This window comes from Sphingomonas jeddahensis (genome assembly GCF_001981525.1).
GTDB classification, from domain to species: Bacteria; Pseudomonadota; Alphaproteobacteria; order Sphingomonadales; family Sphingomonadaceae; genus Sphingomonas; species Sphingomonas jeddahensis.
This window is the reverse complement of record NZ_MPSB01000015.1, coordinates 41,999-61,985: the sequence shown is the minus strand read 5'-3', so window position 1 is coordinate 61,985 and position 19,987 is coordinate 41,999. Positions and strand designations below refer to the sequence as shown.

General features: G+C 65.1%; 15 protein-coding genes. 6 read left to right on the top strand and 9 right to left on the bottom strand.

What is annotated here, in order from left to right:
* Positions 1-28: 28 nt before the first annotated feature.
* The 4 genes from SPHI_RS13430 to sdhC all read right to left on the bottom strand — a co-directional run bounded on the left by SPHI_RS13430 (position 29) and on the right by sdhC (position 3,862).
* A complete protein-coding gene (locus SPHI_RS13430) occupies positions 29-1,003 on the bottom strand; it encodes a C13 family peptidase (protein ID WP_076745468.1) in 975 nt (324 codons plus the stop codon).
* A gap of 251 nt (positions 1,004-1,254) precedes the next feature.
* The gene (gene sdhA, locus SPHI_RS13425; protein ID WP_076745467.1) at positions 1,255-3,057 is read right to left on the bottom strand and encodes a succinate dehydrogenase flavoprotein subunit; all 1,803 of its coding nucleotides are present in this window, start codon (positions 3,055-3,057) and stop codon (positions 1,255-1,257) included.
* Positions 3,057-3,437 (bottom strand): succinate dehydrogenase, hydrophobic membrane anchor protein, encoded by a 381-nt coding sequence (gene sdhD / locus SPHI_RS13420; RefSeq protein WP_076745466.1) that lies wholly within the window; start codon positions 3,435-3,437, stop codon positions 3,057-3,059. The genes sdhA and sdhD overlap by 1 nt, the downstream gene beginning before the upstream one ends.
* A complete protein-coding gene (sdhC, locus tag SPHI_RS13415) occupies positions 3,437-3,862 on the bottom strand; it encodes a succinate dehydrogenase, cytochrome b556 subunit (protein ID WP_076745465.1) in 426 nt (141 codons plus the stop codon). Before sdhC ends, sdhD begins: the two co-directional genes overlap by 1 nt.
* Positions 3,863-4,260: 398 nt before the next feature.
* On the opposite strand from sdhC, the gene SPHI_RS13410 reads away from it, so the two are divergent.
* From SPHI_RS13410 to SPHI_RS13395, 4 genes are all read left to right on the top strand, one after another.
* Positions 4,261-5,397, top strand: a complete 1,137-nt coding sequence (locus SPHI_RS13410) for a methyl-accepting chemotaxis protein (protein ID WP_198927880.1) — start codon at positions 4,261-4,263, stop codon at positions 5,395-5,397.
* 103 nt (positions 5,398-5,500) lie between these two features.
* Positions 5,501-6,817, top strand: coding sequence for a methyl-accepting chemotaxis protein (locus SPHI_RS15435; protein WP_269844746.1), 1,317 nt, complete (start codon positions 5,501-5,503; stop codon positions 6,815-6,817).
* Between the two features lie 268 nt (positions 6,818-7,085).
* On the top strand, positions 7,086-7,787 hold the full coding sequence (locus SPHI_RS13400) for an SDR family NAD(P)-dependent oxidoreductase (RefSeq protein WP_076745473.1): 702 nt from the start codon (positions 7,086-7,088) through the stop codon (positions 7,785-7,787).
* The gene (locus tag SPHI_RS13395; protein WP_076745463.1) at positions 7,777-8,730 is read left to right on the top strand and encodes a 50S ribosomal protein L11 methyltransferase; all 954 of its coding nucleotides are present in this window, start codon (positions 7,777-7,779) and stop codon (positions 8,728-8,730) included. The genes SPHI_RS13400 and SPHI_RS13395 overlap by 11 nt, the downstream gene beginning before the upstream one ends.
* Positions 8,731-8,770: 40 nt before the next feature.
* Here the strand turns inward: SPHI_RS13395 and SPHI_RS13390 are convergent, their stop codons facing one another.
* Positions 8,771-9,826 (bottom strand): ribonucleotide-diphosphate reductase subunit beta, encoded by a 1,056-nt coding sequence (locus SPHI_RS13390; protein ID WP_076745462.1) that lies wholly within the window; start codon positions 9,824-9,826, stop codon positions 8,771-8,773.
* Between the two features lie 65 nt (positions 9,827-9,891).
* Positions 9,892-10,092 carry a hypothetical protein gene (locus tag SPHI_RS13385; RefSeq protein WP_076745461.1) on the bottom strand — a complete coding sequence of 67 codons (201 nt, stop codon included), beginning with the start codon at positions 10,090-10,092 and terminating at the stop codon, positions 9,892-9,894.
* Between the two features lie 175 nt (positions 10,093-10,267).
* On the opposite strand from SPHI_RS13385, the gene SPHI_RS13380 reads away from it, so the two are divergent.
* Positions 10,268-10,516 carry a DUF2171 domain-containing protein gene (locus tag SPHI_RS13380; RefSeq protein WP_076745460.1) on the top strand — a complete coding sequence of 83 codons (249 nt, stop codon included), beginning with the start codon at positions 10,268-10,270 and terminating at the stop codon, positions 10,514-10,516.
* 480 nt (positions 10,517-10,996) lie between these two features.
* Here SPHI_RS13380 and SPHI_RS13375 read toward each other — a convergent pair whose 3' ends face one another.
* The 3 genes from SPHI_RS13375 to SPHI_RS13365 form a co-directional block, all read right to left on the bottom strand.
* The gene (locus SPHI_RS13375) at positions 10,997-12,850 is read right to left on the bottom strand and encodes a putative bifunctional diguanylate cyclase/phosphodiesterase (protein ID WP_332888925.1); all 1,854 of its coding nucleotides are present in this window, start codon (positions 12,848-12,850) and stop codon (positions 10,997-10,999) included.
* Positions 12,851-13,073: 223 nt separating this feature from the next.
* Positions 13,074-14,972: a ribonucleoside-diphosphate reductase subunit alpha gene (locus SPHI_RS13370; RefSeq protein ID WP_076745459.1), complete on the bottom strand. Its 1,899-nt coding sequence runs from the start codon at positions 14,970-14,972 to the stop codon at positions 13,074-13,076.
* A gap of 566 nt (positions 14,973-15,538) precedes the next feature.
* Positions 15,539-18,181, bottom strand: a complete 2,643-nt coding sequence (locus SPHI_RS13365; RefSeq protein WP_096348773.1) for a putative bifunctional diguanylate cyclase/phosphodiesterase — start codon at positions 18,179-18,181, stop codon at positions 15,539-15,541.
* Between the two features lie 96 nt (positions 18,182-18,277).
* On the opposite strand from SPHI_RS13365, the gene SPHI_RS13360 reads away from it, so the two are divergent.
* The gene (locus SPHI_RS13360; RefSeq protein ID WP_076745470.1) at positions 18,278-19,801 is read left to right on the top strand and encodes a fumarate hydratase; all 1,524 of its coding nucleotides are present in this window, start codon (positions 18,278-18,280) and stop codon (positions 19,799-19,801) included.
* Positions 19,802-19,987: the final 186 nt, after the last annotated feature.

Sequence of the window (19,987 nt, the reverse complement as noted above, 5' to 3'; positions counted from 1 at the left end):
GTGGTCAAGAGGCAGCGGGAGGGGGAGGTCAGGGCGCTTGCGTCAGCACCGCATTCGCAGGTCGGCCGATGGGGGTGCCGGGCTTCTTCGGCGCGCGAGCGTCCAGTGCTGTCAACCAGCGGACGGCGCCGGGGCCGATCGAGACTTGCGGCTGCGAGGGTTCGAGCTTGCCGTCTCGTTCCCAGCCGCCGATCATTGTCACGGCCTCCTGCGCGGCGGCGGCGAGCGGTTGCGGTTTGCGTAGCGCGTGGTTGACCAGCGCGTCGCCGAAGAAGGTCCAGTCATTATCGGCCTCGCAGCCGAAGGACGTGCGGTCAGCTGAGGCGGCGGTGACGATCGCGGTGGTGTCACTCGACAGCGCGGGGACGAAGACGCCGGCGTAGCAGGCCGAGATCAGGATCAGGCGGTTGCGAATGCCAAGCTGCGACAACGTACCCCATAGTCGCGTCGGCGAAATCGCACCGAAACCCTGGTCAGCGTCGTTATACACGATGCCAAACCGCGCGCCGTGGCTGGTGGTGTAAAGCACCAGCACGTCCTCCGCTGGGTCCATCAACTCGGCGACGCGGGCGAGCGCGGTGTCGAGATTGGCGGGCGAGCCCATCGGCAGCTTGCTGTCGGCGCTGCCGTCCGTGCCGGCGAGGACGATCGAGCGCCCGGTCGCGCCGTAGCGGGTTGCGAGCACCTTGCCGGCCTCGCGCGCTTCGCGCCCGAAGACGGGATCGCTGTCGAGCGCGGCGACCACGACATAGGCGTCGATCGTGCCCTTGCGCTGCGGCTGGAGCGTGGCGAGCGCGGCGGCGAGCCGGCGGTGCTCGGCGAGCAGCCAGCCGGCGGGCCGATCATGTTCGATCGCGCCGCCCTGATTGGCGAGCTGCACCAGCTCCGCCTCGCCGCCACGCGAGACGAGCGGCACGGGGCGGGTGTGCTGCGCGGGCTGATAGGTTTGCGCGGGGGCCATGCCGGCGATGGTCGCAAGCAGGATCGTCAGCAACCGCTTCATCGCGCCCCCCTATCGACGCGCATTAGGCGGGGCGTGGCGGCGGCTGTCAATTGGCAGAAGAGGAAGGCGGAAAGCGCGGTTGCAGCGCGAGCGCCGCGGGCACTAAGTCAATCATTATACCGGGGTTGTCCCTGCATCCAGCGGACCGCGCTCTCTGCAGCGTGGAGTTTGCGGACGGCTGGACCCCGGCACAGGGCCGGGGAACGATGAACTTTGTGGCTTGGGTCTGGGAAACTGAAGCGCGGCCCCGGTCAGTAAACGCGCTTCTTCGGCTTGATGTACTCGACGTCGTCGGTCAGCGTGTAATCGTGCACCGGGCGGTAATCGAGCGTGCAGGCGCCGCCCTTGCCACCCCAGCCGTCGAATGTGGCGGTGGTGTGCTTCATCCAGTTCGCGTCGTCGCGCTCGGGGAAATCCTCGTGCATGTGCGCACCGCGGCTTTCCTTCCGGTTCTCGGCGCCGCGCATCGTCACAACCGCCTGGCTGATGAGGTTGTCGAGCTCCAGCGTCTCAACCAGGTCGGTATTCCAGATCAGCGAGCGGTCCTTGATGCCGATGTCCTGCATCGACTGGTAGATCGCGTCGATCTTCGTGACACCCTCTGCCAACAACGCGCTGTCGCGGAACACCGCGGCGTGGCGCTGCATCGTGCGCTGCATCTCGGCGCGGATCTTCGACGTGGGCGACGCGCCGGCCGCGTTGCGGAAGTGATCGAGGCGGGCGAGCGCCATCTCCTCCGAACCCTTCGGCAGCGCATTGTGCGAGGTGTTGGGCTTCAGCGTCTCCTTAAGGCGCAGGCCGGTGGCGCGGCCGAACACCACAAGATCGATCAGCGAGTTGGAGCCGAGGCGGTTGGCGCCGTGCACCGACACGCACGCCGCCTCACCGACCGCGAACAGCCCGGGGACGATCGCATCGGGGTTACCGTCCTTCAGGTGAACGACTTCGCCGTGATAGTTCGTCGGGATGCCGCCCATGTTGTAGTGAACGGTCGGGGTGACGGGCAGCGGCTGACGCGTGAGATCGACACCCGCAAAGATCTTGCCTGTCTCGGTGATGCCCGGCAGGCGCTCCGCCAGCACCTTGGGATCGATATGATCGAGGTGAAGGAAGATGTGGTCCTTGTCCTTACCGACGCCGCGGCCCTCGCGCATTTCCGCCGCCATCGAGCGCGACACGACGTCGCGCGACGCGAGGTCCTTGGCGCTGGGCGCATAGCGCTCCATGAAGCGCTCGCCTTCGGAATTGGTGAGGTAGCCGCCTTCGCCGCGTGCGCCCTCGGTGATCAGCACGCCCGCGCCGTAGATGCCGGTCGGGTGAAACTGGACGAACTCCATGTCCTGCAGCGGAAGACCCGCGCGCAGCACCATGCCGTTGCCGTCGCCGGTGCAGGTGTGCGCCGACGTCGCCGACTGGTAGACGCGGCCGCCGCCGCCGGTCGCCAGCACCACCGCATGGGCGCGGAAGCGGTGGATCGCTCCAGTTTCCATGTTGAGCGCGATCACGCCGCGGCACGCGCCGTTTTCCATGATCAGGTCGAGCGCGAAATATTCGACGTAGAAGTCGGCGTCATACTTCAGGCTCTGCTGGTAGAGCGCGTGAAGCATGGCATGGCCGGTACGGTCAGCCGCGGCGCAGGTGCGCTGCACGGGCGGTCCATCGCCCATGTTCTGCATGTGGCCGCCGAACGGGCGCTGGTAGATGGTGCCGTTCTCGTTGCGGCTGAAGGGCACGCCGGCGTGCTCCAGCTCGTACACCGCGGCCGGTGCCTCGCGCACCATATATTCGATCGCGTCCTGGTCACCGAGCCAGTCGGAGCCCTTGACGGTATCGTACATGTGCCACGACCAGTGATCGGGCGAATTGTTGCCGAGGCTGGCCGCGATGCCGCCCTGCGCCGCCACAGTGTGGCTGCGCGTCGGGAACACCTTGGTGATGCAAGCGGTCTTCAGCCCGCTTTCGGCGATGCCCATCGTGGCGCGAAGGCCCGAGCCGCCGGCACCGACGACGACCGCGTCGTAAGTATGGTCGATGATCTGGTAAGCGGCGGGCATCAATTCGCTCCGAAAGCGATCTTGAGGATCGCGAAGATGGCAGTGCCGGCGACGGCGGCGACGAACAGGTTGAGGAGCACCATGGCAAGGATGCGGCGCTCGTCCCGCTGGTAATCTTCGATCACCACCTGAAGGCCGATACGGAAATGGTAGAAGACGGAGATGACGAGCAGCAGCATCGGCACCGCCACCCAGGCCGTCGACAGCCACTCGCGCATTGCGCCGTAATCATAGGACGGGCGGCGGGCGAGCGAGATCATGAGCCAGCTCATCAGCAGGATGTTCGACCCTGCCGTGATCTTCTGGTGCCACCAGTGATGTGCGCCTTCGTGCGCGCTACCCAGACCGCGAACGCGGCCGATCGAGGTTCCCGTACCCATTACTTGGTCCCCACGTAGAGCCAGAAGGCGAGCGTCAGCACCGTCGAGCCAAGGAAGGTGAGCCGCGCGAGTCGCTGGTTCAGCTTCAGCTCGAACGCCGCCCCGGTATCGAGCACGAGGTGGCGGATGCCGCTCATCATGTGCTGGAACAGCGAGAGGGTAAGGCCGACGGCAATCACCCAGCCGAGAATGTTGAGGCTTCCGTCGCTAGAGGTGAACACGTCGCGGAACGTGGCGTAGGCAGCCTCGCCCGAGGCGAGCGCCGCCAAGAACCACACCAGCAGGAGAGAGCCAAGCGTGGCCATCCCGCTGCCTGTTACGCGGTGCAGGATCGAGACGGTCATCGCCGCGCTCCAGCGATAATGGAGCGCTAGCGGGCCGCTGAACAGATGCGGGCTTTTCGGGCGAGCTGGTTTGGTGGCCAAGGCTTCAGATTCCTGCGGTGAGCCGACGATTTGGCGCGGTCTATGAGGCGCGGTGGCCGATGTTGCAAGCGCGAGCGGCCTCCTGCGAATCGATCGCACGTTAGTTGGCAGCTCACCCTAACCGCCGTTTAACCAATGAAGCTGTACGGCGATGCGCGATCAACCGGGAGCGCACCAACTTGTCTGCAGATCTGCCAGCCGTGGGCGCCGTCGCCCGCATCGTCGACCTCAAGGCTCGGCTGCGCGTCTTTGACTTCGACGGCACGCTTTCGGCGGCAAGCCGGGAAGTGTGGGCGGCTCTGGAGCCAGAAGCCCGCACGATTTCGGAGGCTTACTGGCAACATTGGCTGCGCTGCTTCGACGACCAGCGTGTGTGGCCGGCGCACGAAACCGCCACGATGATCGACCTCGGCTGCACGTTTCTGCGCAACCGCTTTCTCGACACGGCCGGCACCGCGTGGATTGAGGCGATCGAGCGATCGGTCGCGGCGGCGTATCAGGCGGAAGTTTCTCCACTGGCATTGCTGTCGATGATCAGTGCGAGCGATCGGGCGGCGCTGGGCATCCTCATGGCGCGGCGCAACGCGTCGGATGCGCGGTTGCCGATGATGATCGACACGCTGATGAGACTTTCCGCGCTGGAGGGCGAAATCACCGGCGCGATCTATAACGAATATCGCAAGCATAGCGCGCAAAGCGCACGCGATCGACTGGCAGCGGATTTTCGCGTCGGCATCGCGGCGACCGTGGAGGAAGCAACGGCCGAAGGCGGTTCGTTGCGGGACCAGGCCACCACTGCTTCCTTCTCCGCGCGCGGCGTGCTCGGAAAAGCGAGCGAGGTAGCGGCGGCGGCGGAGCAATCGGCATTGGCGATGCGCGACGCGGCCTCGACCGCCGCCGGACTAATCCGCGCTATCGAGGACGCGCGCGCCGAAGTGGAGGCCGCGGCGGAGATCGCGACTCGCGCCGCGGGCCAGGCCGACCAGGCGGTGGGAGTCAGCGAAGCGTTGAGCGATCATGCCAAGTCGATCGAGTCGATCCTCGGACTGATCCGCGACATTGCCGGGCAAACCAATCTGCTCGCGCTTAATGCCACGATCGAGGCGGCACGGGCAGGGGATGCGGGGCGCGGGTTTGCCGTGGTCGCGCAGGAGGTGAAGAGCCTCGCCAACCAGACCGCGCGCGCAACCGACGACATAGCGACAAAGATCGGGGCCATTCAGGCAGCGACTCGGGTGACTGTGGACGCCAGCGCCGGCATCAGGACAACGATCGGCGAAGTGCAGACCTCCGCGACCCGTATCCGAAGTGCGATGGAGGCGCAGGCGCAGACTGTCACCGCGATCACGGCAGCGGTGGATGAGACTGCGTTGGCGGCGGATTCGATGTCCGGCACAATCGCCGCGATCCATGCCGATACGGAAGCGGTGGCAAGCGAGATCGACTCGCTGGGGGCTGGTTTCGATCGGTTTGCGGGGCGCTTGGGACTGCTGAACGGCAGCGCCGGAGATTTCGCCGCGCGCGTGGCGGCCTGAAGGAACATGATCGCGCCGGCACGACCGGCGTGACGCAAGGAGAGGTGCAATGGCGCAAGCTGGAGGAGCCGTGCCGGGACTTTGGGGAGGGCAGGCGCGGCCGATGGCGGCGCACGTCCGGGAGTATGATTGGGATGGCGCGATTGTCGTCGGCGCGGCGGAGATTAATGCTCTGCTGACGGAGGCGGACTGCGACGCGATCTCCGACGCTTTCTGGGATCATTATTTGGCGCTGCCAGCGACCCGGCATGTTTCGCCGATGGTTGAAGCGGGATGGCGTGAGCGGCAGGTAGTCCGCAGCGCGCGCTACATCCGGATCAAGTATGCCGCTCCCCTCGATGAGGCTTGGAAGACCGCGGCACTGAAGCACGCCGATGTCTCACGGGCGTCCGACGTGCCGCTCGCCGCCCTAACCGCGGCACTCGCCTTTGCGCATGCGCGCACGCTTGCGGTGATCGAGGGCCATGTCGGAACCGACGTGGGGCGGATGCGGCGGCTGGCCGACATCGTCCAGCGGCTGGCGCTGATCGAGGCGGATATCATGGCCGCGCATCTCGCGCAGACGGACCGTGCGCGTGTCACGGAGGAGCGCGCCGCGCATGCCGGCGCGTTTCGCGAGCATATCGCGGGCGCGATCGACGGCGCGGCGTTGCTGGGAGAGCGGGTGCGGGCACAGGCGTCGGGCGCGGCGCATGCGGCCAATGCGATGGTCGGGCGTGGCGCTGAAGTGGCGGCCGCGGCAGAGCAATCGGCGATGGCGATGCGCGATGCGGCATCGACCGCGGCGGGGCTGATCCGCGCCATCGAGGATGCGCGCGGCGAGGTGGAGGCCGCGGCGGAGATCGCGACGCGCGCCGCCGGCCAGGCTGAGCGGGCGGTCGGAGTCAGCGCGATGTTGAGCGATCATGCGCGGTCCATCGAGTCGATCCTCGGACTGATCCGCGACATCGCGGGGCAGACCAATCTCCTTGCTCTCAATGCCACGATCGAAGCGGCGCGGGCAGGGGACGCGGGGCGCGGGTTTGCCGTGGTCGCGCAGGAGGTGAAGAGCCTCGCCAACCAGACCGCACGCGCCACCGATGATATCGCAGCGCAGATCGCCGGGATTCAGGATGCCACCCGCGTGACGGTGGATGCCAGTGCGGGCATCCAGGCCACCATCGGCGAGGTGCAGACAGCCGCCACGCGCATCCGCCGCGCGATGGAGGCCCAGGCGCAGACCGTCACCGCGATAACGGCGGCAGTGGATGAGACTGCGCTGGCCGCCGACGCGACGGCCGGCAACATCACCGCGATCATGCGGGAGGGCCAGGCCGTGGCGCGCGACTTCGACCTGCTGGGGACGGAGTTTGCGGCCATCGATGATCGGCTGGTGGCGTTGCGCAATGCGGCGGACGAGTTCAGCACCAAGGTGGCATGATGTGCGGTTCGCACCACCGTGGCTGATGAGCCGGCGCAATAGGGAGCGTCGGCGCGACAACCGCCTTGTCATCGGACTTGATCCGAGATCAACCACCCGCACGCGCCGCGACAAGGGGCTCGAGCAGTGAGGCGCGGGACCATGGATCCCGGATCACGTCTGGGACGAGGTGTCGCGGGCAAGCATCGTCATCCATGACACGGGCGCGACGGCTTCGTGGCTCCAGCCACGGGATGACGGCACCGCGCCAAGCCCCTATGGCCGCCTTATGACCAATATCCTTCTTACCGGTGCTTCGCGCGGGATCGGCGCGGCGATCCGTGACGCCCTGTCGCCATGCGCCACCGTGGTCGGGCAGGCGACCAGCGACGCTGGCGAACTCGTCGCGGCCGATCTGGACCAGGCTGGTGCTCCGGCTGCGCTCTGGCAGACGGCGCTCGATCGGCTGGGTACGATCGACGTGCTGATCAACAACGCTGGCGTGTTTGAGGCTAATCCGATCGAGCATGACGATGCGGAATGGGCTGCCGGATGGGAGCGCACGATGCGCATCAACTTGACTGCCGCCGCGGAGTTGTGCCGTTTCGCTGTGCGCCACTGGCGGGAGCGCGGCGTCGGTGGGCGGATCGTCAACGTTGCAAGTCGCGCAGCGTACCGCGGCGACAGCCCGGCGCACTGGCACTATGCCGCGTCCAAAGCAGGCATGGTAGCGATGACCAAGTCGATTGCGCGGGGCTACGCCAAGGACAGCGTTCTTGCCTTTGCGATCTGCCCCGGGTTCACCATGACCGGGATGGCGGATGACTATCTGGCGAGCCGGGGAGGGGACAAGCTGCTCGCCGACATTCCCCTTGGGCGGGTCGCCATGCCCGACGAGGTGGCTGAGATGGCGCGGTGGTTGGCGCTCGACGCGCCCGCATCAATGACTGGCGCGGTGCTGGACGTGAATGGGGCGAGCTATGTCCGCTGAAATGGGCGCTGCTGATAGCTGGCGCGTGACGCTGCCGTGCACCCGTGCGGAGGCCGAGGCGATCGACGCGGCTGATGATCTGGCGATCGATGCCGTCTTGATGACCACCGAGGAGGTGGAGGACGATCGCGAGCGCTGGCGGCTTGACGCGTACATGGAGGCGGAGCCGGACGCGGCGATGCTGGCGGCGATCCGCGCCTTGGTGCCGAGTGCGACGGGTACCGCACCGGTCGTCACTGCGCTCACCGCGCAGGACTGGGTGGCGCTGTCGCAGGAAGGGTTGGAGCCGATCCGCGAGGGGCGGTTCGTTGTCCACACCAGCGCGCATCCCACCATGGCGCCGGACGGTGGCCGTGCGTTGCTGATCGATGCGGGGCAGGCGTTCGGGACCGGGCATCACGCAACGACCAGCGGCTGTCTGGCGATGCTGGACGGGCTGGCGGAGCGTTCGTTCGCGAACGTGATCGATGTGGGGACGGGGACGGGCGTACTTGCCTTCGCCGCTGCCTTTCTGTGGCCCGAGGCGGCGATCGTCGCCACTGATATCGACCCGGCGGCGGTGGAGGTCACGCGGGCCAATGCCGCCGCGAACGATGTCAGTGGTGTCGACCTGATCGTTGCCGATGGCGCGCTGCACGAGACGATCACGGCCAAGGCGCCGTACGATCTGGTGATCGCCAACATCCTGGCCGGGCCGCTGGTGTCGATGGCGCCGGAACTGGCGGCGATAGCGGCCCCGAAGGCGGTGATTGTGCTGGCCGGGCTGCTGGAGACGCAGCGTGCGAAGGTGGTCGCTGCCTTTGCTGATTGCGGTTGTACGCTGGAAGCGGTTGACCTGCGGGGCGACTGGACAATCCTGCGGCTGGCGGCGGGTGCGCAGCGCTACGTGCCGGCTAGCCCGCCGGACCCCAAGGGGCGCGACGGCTGGGCGCTCGACATTTGAACCCGGCCAGCCTCGTCAAAGGCTGGCCGATCTCAATAACTTACTCGGCGGCGACTCCGGCGCGCGAGAACATGTCGCCATCCTCGCCAGCATCCTCGTTCGCCGCGGGAGCGGCCTTGACCTTCTGGCGCTTGTCGAACGAATCCCACACGTCGCTCCATTGGCCCTTGGTCGCCGCCTTGGAATATTCGGTGGCGCGGGTTTCAAAGAAGTTCGCGTGCTCGACGCCGTTGAGCAGCGGGGTGAGCCAGGGGATCGGGTGTTCGTCGATCATGTAGATCGGCTTCAGCCCCAGCTGCCCCATGCGCCAGTCTGCGATGTAGCGAATGTACTTCTTGATGTCCTTGGCGGTCATGCCGTTGACCGGGCCCATCTCGAAAGCGAGATCGATGAACGCATCCTCCAGCCGGATCGTCGTCTGGCACTGATCGGCGATGTCGTCCTTTACTGCCTTGGTCAGGCAGTTGCGCTCCTTTACGAAGGCGTGGAACAGCTGGATGATGCCTTCGCAGTGCAGGCTCTCGTCACGCACCGACCAGGTGACGATCTGCCCCATGCCCTTCATCTTGTTGAAGCGCGGGAAGTTCATCAGCATCGCAAAGCTGGCGAACAGCTGCACACCCTCAGTGAAGCCGCCGAACATCGCCAGCGTGCGCGCAATATCCTCATCGGAATCGACGCCGAACTGCTGCAGATAATCGTGCTTATCCTTGAGCTCAGCATATTCAAGAAACGCGCCATACTCGCTCTCGGGCATGCCGATCGTGTCGAGCAGGTGGCTGTACGCAGCGATATGCACCGTTTCCATGTTGCTGAACGCGGTCAGCATCATCTTGATTTCGGTCGGTTTGAACACGCGGCCGTATTTCTCGTGGTAGCAATCCTGCACCTCGACGTCCGCCTGCGTGAAGAAGCGGAAGATCTGGGTGAGCAGGTTACGTTCGTGATCGGTCAGCTTCTGCGCCCAGTCACGGCAATCCTCACCCAGCGGCACTTCCTCCGGCAGCCAGTGAAGCTGTTGCTGGCGCTTCCAGAATTCAAAGGCCCAGGGGTATTCGAACGGCTTGTACTGCTTGGATGCTTGGAGGAGGGACATGGGTTACTCCGAAACGGAAATTTACAATTTTACAAAAGTTGCGCAGGTGACAAAAAGAAGAGCCGTTAGCTTCCGACGCTCCATTGCCACATGGCGGTGGCGCTCATCGCAAGGACGACGCCGCCGGCGAGGGCCATGATGCCGATCATGCGGAACGCATAAACCTGTCCCGCACTGCGCGGCCGTGCCAGCGCGAGCAGAAGCGCGACACCGACAACCGCGAAAACCAGCGCAACCGCATACATGATCAGCACTTGCCAGTTCATCGGCGCACCTGACGCGTAACATAGACAGTGCGCGTCTTCCGGGCGCCAACGCCGAAAAAGACGATGGGGTTGGCACGGCGGCCGTGAACAGCAAGCCTGTCACTCACGCCACACCTCCCATGCATCCAAAGAAGGTATGTGTCGTTGTGTTGCCGAACCGAATGGGAGATCCACCATGCACGACCACAGCAACATCAAGGAACATATGACCGTCATCGGCGCCGATGGCGTTCATGTCGGCACCGTCGATCATGTCGAGGGCGAGCGGATCAAGCTGACCAAGGATGACAGCCCGGCGACGGAGGATGGGCAGGGCGCCAAGCATCATTACCTGCCCGCCGGCCTGGTTGCGGGGATCGAGGGCAATACGGTGCGGCTGAGCGCCACCGCGCAGAACGCTGTGGACATGTTCGAAGAGGCCTAGTGACCCGCGCCCGCCGCCCCCATGGGGAGCGGCGACGCGGGCTGCCGCGCGATGATGCGGTGAGAGGGCGGTGCCGGCAATTCGGCGCCGCCCTTTTCGCATGCGGATGGCGCATGTCCGCAGGCGAGTCGCGGCGCCATGTGCGCGCGCAAGTCCCCCGTGGCCGATGCCCTGATCCATCCGACAATGCTTCCTTGCGACGGGCCTTTCGGGCGCTTGCTGCGCGCTCTGGGGCCACCAAACCCTGCGCCGGGTATCTACGCAATTAGGAGCCGGCGCACCATTCGAAAATATCGATATGTTGATGAACGCATTTGCTGTTCACCCCATATTTGGTGGACACGCGCCAAAGCGCTCGCCCGCCGCGAATAGATATGTTCACTATATGTTCAAGGTGTCAGACACGTCAAGGCGACGTATGTGTTTGCAGCTGCCCGTCACGTTTCGTCGTCCCTCGCCATGCCGGCGCGCGCGGTAGCGTCAGCGCGGCAGCACAGCCGCGCGGGTTGGCGGGGCTACCGTCATTTCGCCAACATATTGCGCACGCTTCATCAGGAGGGCTGTGGTGGCGTGGCGATCGAGGGGGCGAGAGAAGAGGTAACCTTGCCCCAGTTGGCAGCCGAGTGCGCGCAGGCAATCGGCCTGTTGTTCGGTCTCGATCCCTTCGGTGACGACGCGGATGTCGAGCTTGTCCGCAATACTGATCAACCCTTCGATGATCGCAGTGCTGGCGTCGCCCGCGGCGAGGCGATCGACAAAGGTCTTGTCGATCTTGATGATATCGACCGGAACAGTGAGCAGATGGGTGAGCGAGGCATAGCCGGTGCCAAAATCATCCAGCGCGACTCGCAAGCCCTTGGCGCGCAAGGTCTCGATCGCCTTTTGCACCGTGCGATCGCCGTCACCCATATAGACAGACTCGGTAACCTCCAGGATCACGTGCTTCAGGGGCACGCTCTGCGCCGCGAACGCGCGTTCAAGCACCCGGTCAACCGCGCCATGCATATCGGCGGAGGAGACGTTGATGCCGACATGCTGGAACGGGATGCCAAGGTCGAGCCACGCACGCACGTCCGCGGCGACCAGCGACATCATGCGCGCGGTCAACTCAGTGGCGACATGGACGTCTGTGGTGGCCTGGTGGAAGGCGGCCGCCGGAATGATCCGTTGCCCGATTCGCATGCGGCACAGCGCCTCCAGCCCGACCACCTCGCGCGTGTCGAGGCGAACGATCGGCTGGTAATAAGCTTCGATCCGACCGTCGCGGAGCGCTGCATCGACGTCGCGGATGGCCGTGAGGCGGCGCGTCATGCTGGTGCCGATCCCGGCCCAGTAGCGCACAAAGCCGCCGCGCCCGCTTTCCTTGGCATGGTACAGCGCGAAGTCGGCATTCTGGCGGACGCGTTCCGCGACGCGCTCACCGAGCGACAGGACCGCGCCGCCGATGGTGGCGCGGGGAACGATGGCGTGGCCGCCGCAATCGGCTTCGGTCGAGAGCGCGGTGAGGATCCGTGCGGCCGTGCCATCGAGATCGCGCAACGCCTCGGCGTCTTCGAGCACCAGCGCGAATTCGTCTCCGCCGATGCGGAACAGCCGGTTCGGCGCGACGGCACCGGCGATCCGCTCGCTGGCGATCCGCAACAGGCAATCACCGGCGTGATGGCCAAAGGTGTCGTTGGCGAACTTGAGGTTGTCGAGATCGATCACCAGCAACGCCCATGCGCCCGGCACGTCGCAGGGGAGCTTGTGGAGCGCGGCATCGAAGGCGGCGCGATTGGGCAGGGTGGTGAGTGCGTCGGTGTAAGCGCGGCGTTCGTAATCGATCACCCACTGGTGGCGCTCGATGGCAATGATGCACAGATGGACGCAATGCCTGACGATCTCGCGCTCGAACTCGGTCGGGCCGCGGGGTTCACGATAGTAAAAGGCGAAGGTGGCGATCGCCTTGCCCTTCGCATCGAGGATCGGGCTCGACCAGCACGCTGCCATACCGAGCGGCAATGCCAGGTCGCGGTAATCGGCCCAACGATCGTCGGTGGCGATATCCGTGACCGTGACGGGCGCGCGCAAATAGGCGGCGGTGCCGCATGAGCCGCACCGCGGGGAGATTGGCAGCCCATCAAGTGCGGCCGAATAGGCAGGGGGCAGGCTGGGCGCGGCGAGGGGGTGAAGCAGGCCGCGATCGTCAACGGTGAGGACCGTGCAGACCGCGCCGGGCACCAATTGCTCAACCTCGGCGCATAACCGCTTAGCGGTGCGCTCCAGCGTTTCTCCCCGCGCGATCATTTCGAGGATGACGTTCTGAAGCTGGATCAGCGATTCGGTGGCGTGCACGCGAGGAGGACCGTTTGATATTGGTTCCCCAGCCTGGCCGACAGTCGTTTAGATCGCCTTAGGGACCAGACCCGCGCCAATACGTAAATGCGGTGCCCGTTACGTAAGTCCGCGCTGAGTCCTTCTTCCCAAACGGCGCGCCCTCGGACGGCGCCGGCTGTGCCGGCGCCGCTGCCCGTCGCTGCGACTCCTCGGATTGCTCAGCCAATCCGAAGCCGCTTGCTTACTGACAGGCCAGGCACTCGTCGTAATCAGTGGTTTCGCCGAGATCGAACTTCGGCTTCTCGATGGTGTTGTCTGCCTCCACCCCGCCAGCGAAGCCGGCGCGCTGTACGCTCTTCGAGCGGAGGTAATAGAGCGACTTGATGCCCAGCTCCCAAGCGCGGAAGTGGAGCATCAGCAGATCCCACTTCTCGACATCGGCCGGGATGAACAGGTTCAGCGACTGCGCCTGATCGATGTACGGCGTACGGTCACCCGCGAGCTCCAGCAGCCAGCGCTGGTCAATCTCGAAGCTGGTCTTGAAGCAATCCTTCTCCTCCGGCGAGAGGAAGTCGAGGTGCTGCACCGAGCCGCCGTGTTCGAGGATCGAGTTCCACACGCTTTCGGCGTTCTTGCTCTTCTCGTTGAGCAGCTTTTCCAGATAGGGGTTCTTCACCGCAAAGCTGCCCGACAGCGTCTTGTGGGTGTAGATGTTGGCCGGGATCGGCTCGATGCAGGCCGACGTGCCGCCGCAGATGATCGAGATCGACGCGGTCGGCGCGATCGCCATCTTGCAGGAAAAGCGCTCCATCACGCCCATGTCGGCGGCGTCGGGGCAGGGCCCACGCTCGGCAGCAAGCGTCATCGACGCCTGGTTCACCTGGGCGTTGACGTGCTTGAAGATGCGCAGGTTCCAACTCTTCGCCATGGCGCCTTCCATCGGCAAGCCGCGCGCCTGAAGGAAGGAGTGGAAGCCCATCACGCCAAGGCCGACCGAACGCTCACGCCCGGCGCTGTACGCGGCGCGCTCCATGCCCGGCTCGTGGCGATCGATATAATCCTGAAGGACGTTGTCGAGGAAGCGCATCACGTCCTCGATGAACTGCTTGTCGTCCTTCCACTGATCCCATGTTTCGAGGTTGAGCGAGGACAGGCAGCAGACCGCGGTGCGATCGTTTCCAAGATGGTCCCGGCCCGTCGGCAGCGTGATCTCGCTGCACAGGTTCGACGTGGAAACCTTGAGACCCAGGTCACGGTGATGCTTGGGCATGTTCTTGTTCACGTGGTCGGCGAAGACGATGTACGGCTCGCCGGTCGCGAGCCGGGTCTCGACCAGCTTCTGGAACAGGCTGCGAGCATCAACCTTGCTGCGCACGGTGCCGTCCTTGGGGCTCTTCAGTTCCCACTCGCCGCCGTCGCGCACCGCTTCCATGAAGGCGTCGGGGATGAGCACGCCGTGGTGCAGGTTCAGTGCCTTGCGGTTGAAGTCACCCGACGGCTTACGGATTTCGAGGAATTCCTCGATCTCCGGATGCGACACGTCGAGGTAGCAGGCCGCCGAGCCACGGCGCAGCGAGCCCTGGCTGATCGCCAGCGTCAGCGAATCCATCACGCGCACGAAGGGAATGATGCCGCTGGTCTTGCCGTTGAGGCCGACCGGTTCGCCGATCCCGCGGACGTTGCCCCAATAGGTGCCGATGCCGCCGCCGCGCGAGGCGAGCCAGACGTTCTCGTTCCAGGTGTCGACGATGCCGTTCAGGCTGTCGGGGACGGAGTTCAGATAGCAGCTGATCGGCAGGCCGCGCCCGGTGCCGCCGTTCGACAGCACGGGCGTGGCGGGCATGAACCACAGGCGCGAGATATAATCGTAGATACGCTGCGCATGCGCGGCATCGTCGGCATAGGCGCTCGCGACGCGGACGAAGAGATCCTGGTACGATTCGCCGGGCAGGAGATAGCGATCCTGAAGCGTTTCCTTACCGAAGTCGGTCAGCAGCGAATCGCGCGAGTGGTCGACGTCGAGCGGGTACGGCTTGCGCTGCGCACCGGCGGTGCTGCTCTCAACCGTCGCGGTCGTTTCATCAGCCGTCTGCAAAGTATCGGTCGCCATGTTCGCCTCGTTCGCGTCCCTGAAATCCATCGCCACCGTCCTTGTTTGTTCGACTCGGGAGCGAACTCCCATGCTACACGGGTGCGCGGCTGAAAGTGAGAACAAAAAGTGATCATCCCTCGTGTCACGAGGCATGTGACCGCGATCCCGGATATGGGATCACGCCCTTTGTTCTACCAGCGCTAGCGTTCACCCCTGAAGCTTACCCCAACAGATTGTGGCAGTCCGCGCCGGGACGCAAGAGGGGATGGGCACGGGACGGCGTGCCGTTCACCGCGGCGGGAGCGCGCTTTGGCGAGGCCGGAAGCGCGCGACGCGCGGACTTCCGCCGAGTTCGCGAAATGCAAGGCAGGCGCTGCGAAAGAAAAAAATTTTGGTGGAACGGCAGGGCGCGGCCCGATCTTCGATGGCCGATTCGGTGCCGCCGCATCGGGCAAGGGACACCATTGTCCCGTTTGCCGTCACCCTGAACTTGTTTCAGCATCCACCGTGCCCAAGCGGCGGCTCTTCTGGTGGCAGGGTGGAGCCTGAAACAAGTTCAGGGTGACGGGAACCAGTGTGCCTCCCCAGCGACGGAGCGGGGAGATAAAGCGCTGTCACCCCGCCTTGCGTACGGCCTTCAGCGTCGGCTGCGCCAGACGTTCCATGTCGAAGTGCCGCGCGAACTCCAGACCGGCGCGGCCCTCCGCCGCCCAGCGGATGGTGGCCGGGAAAAGTTCGCCATCGACAAGCTCGATCCGCACCTCGATGCCGACCGCCGTATCGGGGAAGTCCACGCCGTCGATCATCACGCCGGTGGTGGACAGGTTGCGGATGCGCACTTCGCCGGCCTCATCGCCGATCTCCAGCCGCGCCGATCGCAGCAGGGTGGCGCGGCTCGCACGGCTGATCCTGTGGCCGACCGCGTTCGCGGCCCCCGCCGTTTGCGTGAACTGCGCCAGCATGTCGCGCGCCGGACCGGGGCGACCAAAAACGAAACCCTGGATGTGGCTGCAGCCGAGATCACGAATCAAGTCGATCTCGTCCTGCTGCTCGACTCCCTCCGCCGTGGTTTCCATGCCCAAAGTGTCCGCCAGCGTGACGATCGCGCGAATAATCGCTGCGTTGCGATTGCCGGCCTGAATTGCTCCGCGCACGAAGCTCTGGTCGATCTTGATCTTGTCGAACGGCGCTTTCTTCAAATAACCGAGCGAGGAATAGCCGGTGCCGAAATCGTCTAGCGCCAGCCGCACGCCGATGCGCTTCAAGGCACGGAACATGTGGTTGGACGCGGCATCGTCATTGACGAACACGCTTTCGGTGATCTCCAGTTCGAGCCGGCTGGCGGCAATGCCGGCGGATGCAATGGCGCTGGTAACAATGGCGGGCAGCGCGGGATTGGCGAACTGGATTGCCGAGACGTTGACGGCAATGCGGATATGCTCGGGCCATTGCGCGGCTTCGGTGCATGCCGTGCGCAGCACCCATTCGCCGATCGCCTCGATCATCCCGCATTCCTCCGCGATCGGGATGAAATCGCCCGGACTCACCGCGCCGCGCGTCGGGTGAACCCAGCGCAGCAAGCCTTCATAGCCGACGATCCTTTCGTCCTTGGTCGAGACCACCGGCTGATAGACCATGTGGAACTCGTCATTGACCAAGGCCCGGCGCAAATCGTCTTCCAGGCGTTTGCGGTTCTGCGCGCCGGCCAGCAATTCCTCGCGGAAGAAGCGTGACACACCGCGCCCGTCTGCCTTTGCGGCATAAAGCGCGAGATCGGCGTTGCGAATCAGCGTTTCGCTGTCGTTGCCGTGTTCCGGGGCAATGGCGATGCCGATCGAACAGCCGATCGATACCGACGATCCACCCAGGAAGTACTGCTGGGACAGCGCCGTGATGATCTGCTGTGCGAGGTTTTGGAGCCGATCGTGATTGCCTTCACGCGGCAGAACGACCTGGAACTCGTCGCCGCCCAGCCGCCCGACCAGCCCGGCATCGCCCACCGTACGCTGGAGCCGCTGCGCGACCTGTTTGAGCAATTCGTCGCCGGTCTGATGGCCAAGCGTGTCGTTCACCGCCTTAAACCGATCGAGATCGAGCAGAAACAGCGCGTTGGTGCTCCGCAGACCCTTGGTCTGGGCAAGCGTCTGATCCAGCGACAGGCGCATGCGCTGGCGATTGGCGAGCCCGGTAAGGCTGTCGAACAGTGCGAGGCGAGTGATTTCCGCATCGGCCCGCCGCTTCTCCGTCAGATCCGATCCGAAGCCGATAAAGCCCTGAAAGCGACCGAGATCATCGAGCATCGGCCGGCCGGAGATCGACCACCAGCGATCGGCTTCCGTATCGAATGCCGGGCGGACGGAATAATCGGAAAAGCCGGTGCGCGCCGATAAGTGGAAGGTCAGCGTGCGTTCGGTATCCGCCATCGACGAATCGACCCGGAACACCTCCACCAGCCGCTGGCCGATCGGCATGAAGCCAAGCGTTTGAAGCTCCGTGGTGAGCTTGCCGCTCAAATGGCACAAACAGCCGAAGCGGTCGGTCTGCCAGAACCAGCCGGTGCTATGCGCTTCATATTCCTCGATCAGCCGGGTGGCGAGGCGCTGATCACGCTTCTCCTTGGCGCGTGATCCGAGCGCCACATGGTCGCGACGCGCAATGCGCAGCACGCCCGTGACGAGCAGCGCTGCCAGGATCAATGCCGCGGCCGCCGGAACACCCAGCCCAGCCGTCACGGGCACCATCACCGCAAGCGTCAGAGCAAAAGCCAGGGACGCGATTCGCACCGCGTGAAGGGCAATGGCGATCAGTACAATGGCGCCGAAGCCGATCACGAATGTGGTCGTCTGAAGCGCGCCGCCGGGCAGCCCGGGCGCGAAATCGATCTGAAGCGAAAGCGCCGCGGACAACAAGGCGCCGAGCGCTGCCAGGGTGGTCGCACGCCGGTGCGGTGCAAGCGAACGGGCGGCCGGGAGCGCCAGCAAGGCCCAGGCGGCCAGCACCAGCCCGGCAAGTAGCGCGGCGAGGGCAAGGGCCACCGGCGTGATCTGATGCGCCAGGGCCAAGGTCGCGACGAGCGCACCAGTGCCCAGCAGCAGCACCGCGACAATCACGGGCCACAGCGCTGCCACTTCGGCAAGGCGCCGTTCGGTGGCGTCATGCACCACGTCGTGGACAGGTGCGATCAGCCCCAGTGCCTCAAAGAGGCGGGGCTGATCAGTACGCGCGAGTGGCGTTGGACGGCGGACAGATCCCATCATGCCGGGTTACGCAAAGATGATTGGAAAAGCGTTTATGACAGGCTCGCGTCGGCGCGGCGTTGCACTGGCGGCGCGCGCGCCATAGTGCAGCGCATCATGACCACGACGATCCGCGCCGCAGACCTGATCGAGAGCGTTGCCGATGCGCTCCAGTTCATCAGTTACTATCACCCGATGGATTACATCCGCGCCCTGGGCGAGGCTTATGAAGCCGAGAAGGGGCCGGCGGCCAAGGACGCAATTGCGCAGATCCTTACCAATTCGCGCATGTGCGCCGAAGGGCATCGGCCGCTGTGCCAGGATACCGGCATCGTCAACGTGTTCGTCAAATGGGGCATGGACTGCCGCCTCGACGATACGACCCGCTCGATGCAGGAAGTGATCGATGAGGGCGTGCGCCGCGCATACCTTCATCCGGAGAACAAGCTGCGTGCCTCCGTGCTGGCCGACCCGGCGTTCACGCGTCGCAACACGCGCGACAACACGCCCTGCGTGCTTCACGTCGAGATGGTGGCGGGGAGCAAGGTGTCGGTCGATGTCGCGGCCAAGGGCGGTGGCAGCGAGAACAAGTCGAAGTTCAAGATGATGAACCCCAGCGACTCGATCGTCGACTGGGTGATCGAGATGCTGCCGCAGATGGGGGCAGGCTGGTGCCCGCCGGGCATGCTTGGCATCGGCATCGGCGGCACGGCGGAACATTGCGTGCTGCTCGCCAAACAGGCGCTGATGGAGCCGATCGATATGGGGCCGCTGAAGGCGCGCGGGCCCAGGAACGACATTGAGGCGCTGCGGATCGAGATATTCGACAAGGTCAATGCGCTGGGCATCGGGGCGCAGGGGCTGGGCGGGCTTTCGACCATCCTCGACGTCAAGATCAAAGACGCGCCCTGCCATGCCGCGGGCAAGCCGGTGGCGATGATCCCGAATTGCGCCGCGACTCGCCACGCGCACTTCACCCTTGACGGCAGCGGGCCCGCGTTCCTTGAGACGCCGAACCTTGCCGAATGGCCGGACGTCAACTGGACGCCTGACAAGGCCGCGATCCGAGTCGACCTCGACACGCTGACGCCCGACATGGTGCAGAGCTGGAAGCAGGGCGACCGGCTGCTCCTGAACGGCAAGATGCTGACCGGCCGCGACGCCGCGCACAAGCGCATCAAGGACATGCTCGACGCCGGCGAGGAGCTGCCGGTCGAGTTCAAGGGGCGGGTGATCTATTATGTCGGGCCGGTCGATCCGGTTGGCGAGGAAGTGGTTGGCCCGGCTGGTCCGACGACGGCCACCCGCATGGACAAGTTCACGCGCATGATGCTCGACCAGGGCCTCCTCGCCATGGTCGGCAAGGCCGAGCGCGGGCCGGCGGCGACCGATGCGATCAAGGACGCGAAGTCGGCGTATCTCATGGCGGTCGGCGGCGCGGCCTATCTAGTGGCGCGGGCGATCAAAGGATCCAAGGTCGTCGGGTTCGAGGACCTGGGGATGGAAGCGATCTACGAATTCGAGGTCAGCGACTTCCCCGTCACCGTGGCGGTGGATAGCGAAGGCAACAACGTCCACCAGCTCGCGCCGCTGGCATGGCGGGACAAGATCGCCAAGGAAGGGCTGTTGCAGCCGGCGTGACACCGACCCCGTTCGTCCCGAGCAACGTCGAGGGACAGGTCACAAGCGGAACGCCTTTGGCACGTGCCTCGACTATGCTTGGCACGAAAAGTGGTGCGTCATGCCCTGGCTTGTCCCGGCATCCACCGCGCCGCACACCTCCAGCGATGAGGTACGCGGCGCAGTGGACCCCGGCACAAGGCCGGG